We start from the raw sequence: 8,810 nt of genomic DNA, 5'->3' as shown, positions 1-8,810 counted from the left end.
GCGTTGAAGTAACTCCAAAGAACGGCTCGTTCGGGTGAAAACGGGTCCGTCAAGCGCTTGGCGGCGTGTCGCGGCGAGGCCCGGCCAGAGTTCTCGGTCTTCATCCACACCGGCCGGGTTCATTTCATCGCCGCTTCGCGACGATTGCGATTGGGGCTTGACTTCGGGGCCCTTGCGAGGCGCATATCGGCCTTCAAAAGCCGGGCATAGAGAGCCCGGCCGATCCGAACACGGTAGCACCTCGCACCCAAAGTCAAGCCCCAATCGCGCGGTGGTTGCGTTATGACCGCTTCTCGGCGGTTCACCCTATTGAGTTCACGTTGGGCCGTTATCGTTTCGTGATCTTGCGGTAGAGTAGAACACGTGATCGAAACCCGACTCCTCTCCACCGACGAGCTGCTGCGCAGTCTCGTCAACGAGGTGATGGAGATCCGGGTTCGCGAGAATGCCGTCTTGCAGAAGATCGCCGAACTGGATCGGCGCGGAGCCGCGGGCGAGCTTGGTTACAAGAATCTGCCGCAGGTGTTGCGTCACGCGGTCCGATGGGATCTCAGCACGGCCAGGAAATGGGTCGCGAATGCCGGGTTGCTGGGCACGGAGATCACCCCGACCGGCAGCGAACTCGCCCCGGAACTTCCGGTGACCGCCGAGGCCGTGGCCGAGGGTGCGCTGTCGGTCGAGCACGTCGCGGTGGTCGCCGAGGTCATGAAGGCCTTGCCCGCCGAAGCCGAAGACTCCGTCGTGAGTTTCGCTCGTGAGCACGAGCCCAGTGCAGTGCGGGCGTTCGGCAAGGAATTGGCCTACCGGCTCTATCAGGACGACCCCGAGCCTCGCGATGCCGACCCCGCGCCGCAGGTCAACCAGCACGTGATGCGCTGGAAGAACGGCCAGTTGGAGATCAGGGCGCTCCTGGACACGGTCACCGGCGCCAAGTACGAGGCACTGCTCGACCCACTGGTCAAACCGCGCCCCGAGACCGCCGAGGACGGCCCCGACCTGCGCTCCCGCGCCGAACGTGAAGGCGACGCGCTGGCCGAACTGGTCGACCTGATGCTGCGTGCCGACCAGCTGCCCGAACACGGCGGCGAACCGGTCACGCTCACCGTGACCCTGCGGTACGAGGACCTCGCCGAGCAGGTCGGCCAGGCGACGTTGGACAACGGCGAGCGTGTCCCGGCCGATCAGGTCCGTCAGCTGGCCTGCGATGCGGGCATCATCCCGCTCGTGCTGGGTGAGAGGTCCCAGCCGATGAACATCGGCCGCAAGACCCGCACCTTCCCGGCCGGAATCCGCCGGATCCTGGTCGCGAGGGACCGCGGCTGCGCTTTTCCCGGATGCGGCCGGCCACCCAAACAATGCGACGCCCACCACATTCATCACTGGGCGAACGGCGGCGATACCTCCGTCGGCAATGGTGTCCTGCTATGCCGCCATCACCACACGCTGATCCACCAAAGTGAGTGGGACGTGGCAATGGTGCACGGCATCCCCACGTTCTATCCACCCCGCTGGATGGACGAGCACCGCAATCCCCGGAGAAATCTTCTCCATGCCGCCGCCTGATCGCCCCGACACAGCCGTGGCGGCGCGAAGCGGGCCATTCTTGCTAATGCCGCGATGGGTGAGCCGCTGCCGGTGTTCCGCTGGGCAAGCAGCCATAACGCAACCACCGCGCGATTGGGGCTTGACTTTGGGTGCGAGGTGCTACCAACGGCCCCGAAGTCAAGCCCCAATCGCAATCGTCGCGAAGCGGCGATGAAATGCACCGGTTCGTCAGAGTGCCTTCAGGCCGTCCGGAGTCTCCTCATGCCGCGCACCGCACTCCGCGCACGACATGTCGGCGGAGAGCCGCGCACCGCACGCGCAGACCCAGCCCTTCACGACCGCCGGGTTGCCCGCCACGAACGCGTGCGCGGGCACCGAGCGAGTGACGACCGCACCGGCCGCCGCGAACGCGTACTCGCCGATCTCGGTACCGCACACGACGACCGCACCGGCGCCCAGCGTGGCCCCACGACGGACCAGAGTCGTTTCGAGGGCGTCGCCGGTCTTCTTGACGTGGGCACGGGGGCGCAGGTCGTTGGTGAAGAGAACGTTCGGGCCGAGGAACACGTCGTCCTCGCACGTCACGCCGTCGAAGACCAACGTGCCGTTTTTGACCGTCACATTGTTGCCCAGCACCGCGCGCGACTCGACGAACGCGCCGTCGCAGATGTTGCAGTCACGGCCGATGCGGGCGCCGGGCAGCACGTGCGCGAACGCCCACACGCGCGTGCCGTCGCCTACGTCGGTTGACTCGCACAGGCCGTTGGGGTGGACCCGAACACCGGTCATCGCGCCGTCAGTCATTTCAGGGCCTCCGTCAGTGCCTCGACCACGCGGGCCTGCTGCGCCTCGGTGATCTCCGGGAACAACGGTAGCGACAACAGCTCCGCGGCCGACGACTCGGCCACCGGGTACGAGGCGTCGAGGTGGGCGAACGCGCCGGTCTTGTGCAGCGGCGTCGGGTAGTGGATGCCGGCGCCGATTCCCGCGGCGTGCAACGAGGACAGGACGCGGTCGCGGTCTGGCACGCGCACGACGTAGAGGTGCCACACGGGCAGGTTGCCGTCGAGGACGACCGGGATCCGCACGCGTTCCACGTCGGCGAGCATCTCGGAGTAGCGACCTGCGGCGGCGCGGCGGGCCTGGTTCCAGCCCTCCAGGCGGCGCAGCTTCGCGGACAGCACCACGGCCTGCAGCGTGTCGAGGCGGCTGTTGAAGCCCAGCACCGGGTGTTCGTACTTGCGCGGCGAACCGTGCTCGCGCAGCAGCTTCACGGACTCGGCGATGGCGTCGGACGTGGTCAGCACCGCGCCGCCGTCGCCGTACGCGCCGAGGTTCTTGCCGGGGTAGAACGAGGTCGCGGCCGCGGTACCGAGGCCGCCGACGGCGACGCCGTTGCGGCGTGCGCCCTGGGCCTGGGCGGCGTCCTCGACTACCGGCAGGCCGAGCGGCAGCAGCTCGACCGGCGCGGCCTGGCCGTAGAGGTGCACTGGTACAACGGCCTTGGTGCGTGAAGTGACCACAGAGGACACTTGGGAAACGTCGATCAGCAGCGTGTCGTCCACGCAGTCCACGAGCACCGGCGTGGCGCCGCAACGGGCCACCGCCTCGGCCGTGGCAATGAAGGTGTTGGCGGGCAGCACGACCTCGTCACCGTGGCCGACGCCCAGTGCACGCAGCGCCAGTTCGATGGCGTCGGTGCCGTTGCCGACCCCGATGGCGTGCGGAACTTCTTGGTAGGCAGCGAATTCCGACTCGAACCTGGCGACCTGGGGGCCGTTGATGAAGGCTGTCGTCTTGAGCACCTCTGCCCAGCCGTCGGCCACCTCGTCGGCCACCTGCTCGTGCTGGGCACGCAGGTCCACCAGTGGAATCTCGATCACGCGCTCTCCCCACGCAACGGGCGGGCCGGCACGCCGGCCCACGTCTCTCCTGCCGGAACGTCCTGCAGGACAACGGCTCCCATGCCGACCACGGCACCGGCGCCGATCTTCACACCCTCGCGCACCGACGAGCCCTGGCCCAGGTACGCGCTCTCCCCGACGTGCACCGAACCCCCGAGCGAGGCGCGGCCGGCGAACGTGACGCCGTCCGACACCTCGTCGTCGTGGGTGATCAGCACGTGTGGCATGGCCACGACGTGCCTGCCGATCGAAAGCGGGGTCGTGATCACGACACCCGCCAGCAACACCGTTCCAGCGCCCAGAGAAGCGCCGGACGTCACGGCCGCCGGGTGCACGATGGTCGCCCATCGCTCGTCCGGCAGGTCGAGCTTCGAGGCCAACGCCAGCCGGGACAACGGCCGCCGTGCGTTCGCGACGCACATGACGACGGCCGCGTCCGGATGCGAGGCCAGGTGGTCGAGCCCGCCCAGCACGGGCACCCCGTCGATCAGGGTGCCGTGCAGGGCGGTGGAGTCGTCCAGCGCCCCGAGGGGCTGCCAGCGCTCCGGGAGGAGGCGGACCGCCGCGAGAGTCTCGCGAGCGAGTCCGCCTGCCCCGACGAACAGCAGTGGCCTGGCGGTCACCGGCACTTCACCATCGTCACTGGAACACCACGTCCACCCAGTAGTTGCCACCGTTGTAGGTCGAGGTCGGGAACCCGGACCCGGCGGTGAACACACCGGCCGACGCGGTGGCGGCCAGCGGCGGTGAGGTCACCGAGCCGAAGTAGCCGGCGTTCACCGCGTAATGACCTGTGGTGGTCGTGTACGAGGCCACGTAGGTGGTCCCGGCCGTGATCGACACCGGCGAGGTGAACGTCAGCGTCTGCCAGCCCGACTCCGTCTCCGCGGAGAACGTGCCGGTCGCGAGGCGCTGACCGTCCGCGGACCAGAGCGACCCGGTGTGGGTGCCGGTGTTGCCGGCGCCCTTGTAGAACTTCACACCGGTGACCTGGCCGTTGGCCGTGGACGTGAACTTAACGCCCAGCTCGTACGCACCGTTGTCATCAGCCGAAGTCACCGTGGGCACGGTCGCTCCGCTGAACAACGAACACGGGCACGTTTGCGTCGTCGCGGAAGTGAACGACCACGTTTGCGCGTTGGCCATCATGTTGCCGAACGTGTCCGCGATCTTGACGCTCACCGAGTACACAGTGGACGCCGCGAACCTCGCGGCCGGCGTGAAGGTGGCCATCCTGCCGTCCGGCGACAACGCCAGCGTGCCGGCGATGCGCGCGCCACCGGGGTCGGTGACCGTGAACTGGGCCGAGCTCAGGTCGACCGGCTCGTCGAACGAGGCGGTGACCACCGAGGTGAGGTCCACTTCGGACGCTCCGCTCAGCGGGGTGCGACCCTGCATCACCGGTGCGACGTTGTCCGCGTTCGGCTGGTAGACGACGTCGACCCAGTAGTTGCCGGAGCCGTACGTCATCGTCGGGAACCCGGAGCCGGGCACGAACACGCCGTTCTGCTCCTGCGGTGCCGTCAGCGGTGCCGAGTTCACCGGACCCGTCGCGAAGTACCCGGCGTTCACCGCGTAATAGCCGGTGGTGGTCGTGTACGACGCGGTGTAGGTCTGGCCGGAGCTGACCACGACCGGCTGCGAGAACGTCAGCGTCTGCCAGCCCGACGCGGTCTCACCGGAGAACGTGCCGGTCGCGAGGCGCTGACCGGACGCGCTCCACAGCGAGCCCGTGTGCGTGCCGGTGTTGCCCGATCCCTTGTAGAAGCGGACACCGGTGATCTGGCCGGACTGGGTCGGGCTGAACCGCACGCCCAGCTCGTACGCGCCGGCGTCGTCGGACGACGTCACGGTCGGAACCGTTGCCGTGCTGAACAACGAACACGGGCAGATCGCCGTGGTCGAGGTCGTGAAGCCCCACTCCGCAGGTGTCGGCATCGCGACGCCGTTGACGTCCGCGATGCCCACGTGCGCCTGGTAGCGCGTGCCGGCCACGAGCTTGCCGGACGGCGTCCACGTCACGGTCTTCTGGTCGCCGGACAGCGACACCGAGCCGGTCAGCTTGGCGCCCTTGGGATCCGTCAGCCAGATCTGCGCCGACGCCGGGTCGACCGGTTCGCTGAACGTCGCCGTCAGCGCGCTCTGCAGGCCCACGTTCGTCGCGTCGACGCCCGGCGAGCGGTTCGTCACGGTCGGCGGCGTGGTGTCGCCGTTGAGACCGTTGCGGTAGATGACGTCGACCCAGTAGTTCGTCGCGTTGTACGACGAGGTCGGGAACCCGCCGCCACCGCCGTAGCGGTAGACGCCGTTGCCGCCGTCCTCACCGTTCCGCAGCGCGTGCAGCGACTGGTAGTCCGCGCCCTGGCCGTTGAAGTAGCCGGAGCTGACCGAGTACCTGCCGTTCGGGGCGTAGTACGACACGACGTAGGTCGTGTTCGCCTGCACCTGGACCGGCGAGTTGAACATCAGCTTCTGCCAGCCGGACGTGGTCTCCGCGGTGAACGTGCCCTGGGCCAGCAGCTGGCCCGTGGAGGTCCACAGCGAACCGGTGTGCGTGCCGGTGTTGCCGGTGCCCTTGAAGAAGCGGACGCCGAGCACCTCGCCCTTGCCGTCGAAGCGGACCTTGGTGCCGAGCTCGACCTGGGTCGTGTCACCGGCGTCGATCACGGCGGGTGCCGTGAAGTCGTCCCAGATCGTGCACGGGCAGGCCGCCGGTCGTGGCGAGCCGGTCGTGAACGTCCAGTTCGACTGCGAGGACATGTTGTTCGACGCGTCGGCGGCCTTCATCGTCACCGTGTAGGCCGTGGCGGCCGCCAGCGGCGTGGACGGCGTGAAGGTGATGGTCCTGGCGTCCGGCGAGATCGACTTCGTGCCGGACACCGCGCCGCTCGGGCCGGTCACCGTGACCACGGCCGAGTTCAGCGTGACGTTCTCGTCGAACGTGCCGGACACCGTGGTGTTCAGCGCGACCGAGCCGGCGTTGGACACCGGGGACATCGCGGACTGGATCGGCGCGCGGGTGTCGGGACCGGGATCGGTCGCCCACACCACGTCGACCCAGTAGTTGGTGTCGTCGAAGGTGTTGTTCGGGAAGCCGGCGCCGAAGCGGAACACGCCGTTCGCACCGTCCACACCGGACTTCAGACCGGTGACCGGTTCCATGTACGCCTGCTGGTTGAAGAACCCGCCGGTGTCGTACGCGAAGCGGCCTGTCGGGGTGAAGTACGAGACCACGTAGGTCGTGTTCGCGTTCACCGCGATCGGCGACGGGAAGAGCAGTGTCTGCCAGCCGGTCGGCGACTCGTTGGTGAACGTGCCGGTGGCGAGCAGGGCTCCGTTGGAGGACCACAGCGAACCGGTGTGCGTGCCGGTGTTGCCGGTGCCCTTGTAGAACTTCACACCGCGGACGTAACCGTTGCTCGCGGCCCTCCACTTGACGCCGAGCTCGAGCTGCGAGCTGTCGTCGGCGGAGGTGACCTTCGGGACCTCCTGGCCGGAGAACATGCCGCACGGGCAGGTGCGCGCGCTGACGTTCGGCGCGGCCTGCACCGGCGTGGACAGGTTCAGCGAGTCGTCCACGGCACGGACCCGCAGTGCCGCGGCACCGGACTGCGACGGCGTGTAGGTGTAGCTCCACGTCGTCTGCCCGGCCTGCCAGTTGGCGTAGTGCCAGCGGGTACCGCCGTCAGTGGAGACCTCGACGCCCGCGACCTTGCCGGACGCGTCGATCACCGTGCCGCTGAAGGTGTAGGGCTGACCCACCGTGGACTGCGCCGGCAGGGTCGTGATCTGCACGCCGGGCGCCGCGTTGTCGTTGATGGCGCCGGAGATGACGAGCTCGTCCGGCCCCCACAGCTGGTAGGGCTGCACGCCCATGTCCGCGAGGAAGTTGACGGTCGCCTGCTTGATCCGCTTGTCCGACGTCGGCGTGTTGGTGAGGAACGCGTGTTCGTCGTCGACGCCCCACGCCCACTGCACCGTGCCCGCGCCGAACACCAGTGCACCGGAAGGCGCGCGGTAGTACGTGATCGCGTGGGTCTCGGGGCCGCTTCCGTACTGGTCGCCGTAGTTCTTCAGCCCGTAGTAACCGTCGAGGTTCACCGTGGTGCGCGACATCTGCGCGACGCCGGCGGGCTGGTAGCCGTTGTCGTAGACGGTGTTCCACTCGTAGCCCAGCGTGCCGGGCTGGAACGTGTACGTGCTGCCGGACGCGAGGTTCACCAGGTCGGTGTTGCGCCAGAGCCGCATCTTGCCGTACGCGGCCGGGACCTGCAGCGAGTCGTCGCGGCGGCCGTTCACGGTGAACATGTTGCCCAGCAACGCGTTTTCCGGCCTGCCACCGTCCTGCGGTGGGCTGTAGCGCGGATCTCGCCAGGTGCCGGTCCAGTCGGCCAGGCCGTCGTTCTGGGTGCCCTTGGTCTCCTTGAAGCAGGCGATGGTGCGCCAGTCCGTCTGCGAGGAGTCGATGCTCTTCTCGTAGCGGGTCTTCCAGAAGATCTCGTTGCCGGTCAGGAACGCCATGTGCACGCCCGCGTCACGGGCGGCCATCACGTTGTTCCACTGCTCGTTCGACCAGTACTCATCGTGGCCGACGGCCATGAACACCTTGTGGTTCTTGATCAGGTGCCCGCGCCGCGCCGAGTCCACGTCGGTCGTGTAGCTCAGGTCGTACCCGTTGCGTTCCAAGAACCTCAGCATCGGGTACTCGGCGTTGAAGATGAAGTTCTCGTCGCCGTCGCCGCCGGTGTACGGGCGGTTGTAGCTGACCTTGTACGAGCTGCCGCCCTGGCCGGGGCCGTCACCGAAGTAGAGGCTGTTGCCGCCGTAACGGTTGTACGCGACCCAGGTGGCGTCGGAGGTCTGGAAGAAGACCTTGGAGGTGGAGCTGTCGTCGCGGACGACGAACGCCATCTCGTTCTGGGCACCGGTGTCGTTGCGGGTCATGCGCACGTAGTAGATGCCGGAAACCGCGGTGGACGGGATGTTCCAGGTGACCGAAACGGCCCAGTTGCCGCAGTCGATGAGGGCGGTCGGCGCGTCCCGCAGACATGGTGGCTGGTTCTGCGGTGTGTTCCGGTTGACCGTGCCCATGTGCCGGGCGCCCTTGCCGTTGTACCAACCCATCCGGTAGATGTCGAGCTTGTAGGACGACGCGGACGTCAGCATCTTGAAGCTGACGGTCTGTCCCACGTTGTAGCTGATGTCCGTTGTGTACCCGAGGATCGCGTCGTCGCGGTACTGGGCCTGCCAGTTGTCCGCGCCGGGCTGCGTGTTCTCACACGCGACCTTGTTGCTGACCGGGAAGTCACACGGAGCAGCGTTGGCGTTGGGGGCGTTGAACACCCCGAGCACGAACATAGT

The 8,810-nt window shown here is 67.7% G+C and carries 5 protein-coding genes; 1 reads left to right on the top strand and 4 read right to left on the bottom strand.

The window, feature by feature from the left end; genetic code table 11:
• Nucleotides 1-423 precede the first annotated feature (423 nt).
• Nucleotides 424-1,563 (top strand): HNH endonuclease signature motif containing protein, encoded by a 1,140-nt coding sequence (locus SK803_RS11085; RefSeq protein ID WP_319965776.1) that lies wholly within the window; start codon nucleotides 424-426, stop codon nucleotides 1,561-1,563.
• Nucleotides 1,564-1,773: 210 nt separating this feature from the next.
• Here the strand turns inward: SK803_RS11085 and SK803_RS11080 are convergent, their stop codons facing one another.
• The 4 genes from SK803_RS11080 to SK803_RS11065 are packed head-to-tail and all read right to left on the bottom strand — an operon-like array spanning nucleotide 1,774 to nucleotide 8,807.
• The gene (locus tag SK803_RS11080) at nucleotides 1,774-2,349 is read right to left on the bottom strand and encodes an acyltransferase (RefSeq protein WP_319965775.1); all 576 of its coding nucleotides are present in this window, start codon (nucleotides 2,347-2,349) and stop codon (nucleotides 1,774-1,776) included.
• Nucleotides 2,346-3,428 (bottom strand): DegT/DnrJ/EryC1/StrS family aminotransferase, encoded by a 1,083-nt coding sequence (locus SK803_RS11075; protein WP_319965774.1) that lies wholly within the window; start codon nucleotides 3,426-3,428, stop codon nucleotides 2,346-2,348. The genes SK803_RS11080 and SK803_RS11075 overlap by 4 nt, the downstream gene beginning before the upstream one ends.
• Nucleotides 3,425-4,072, bottom strand: coding sequence for an acetyltransferase (locus SK803_RS11070; RefSeq protein ID WP_319965772.1), 648 nt, complete (start codon nucleotides 4,070-4,072; stop codon nucleotides 3,425-3,427). The genes SK803_RS11075 and SK803_RS11070 overlap by 4 nt, the downstream gene beginning before the upstream one ends.
• Nucleotides 4,073-4,088: 16 nt before the next feature.
• The gene (locus SK803_RS11065) at nucleotides 4,089-8,807 is read right to left on the bottom strand and encodes a DUF4082 domain-containing protein (protein WP_319965771.1); all 4,719 of its coding nucleotides are present in this window, start codon (nucleotides 8,805-8,807) and stop codon (nucleotides 4,089-4,091) included.
• Between the last annotated feature and the right edge of the window lie 3 nt (nucleotides 8,808-8,810).

It is taken from the genome of Lentzea miocenica (assembly GCF_033949945.1).
GTDB lineage: Bacteria > Actinomycetota > Actinomycetes > Mycobacteriales > Pseudonocardiaceae > Lentzea > Lentzea miocenica.
This window is presented reverse-complemented; position numbering and strand designations above follow the sequence as displayed.

Bases quoted from the DNA above. Each gene is read 5' to 3' on its own strand.
- SK803_RS11065 (WP_319965771.1), bottom strand. From the start codon at position 8,807: ATGTTCGTGCTCGGGGTGTTCAACGCCCCCAACGCCAACGCTGCTCCG.
- SK803_RS11080 (WP_319965775.1), bottom strand. From the start codon at position 2,349: ATGACTGACGGCGCGATGACCGGTGTTCGGGTCCACCCCAACGGCCTG.
- SK803_RS11085 (WP_319965776.1), top strand. From the start codon at position 424: ATGGAGATCCGGGTTCGCGAGAATGCCGTCTTGCAGAAGATCGCCGAA.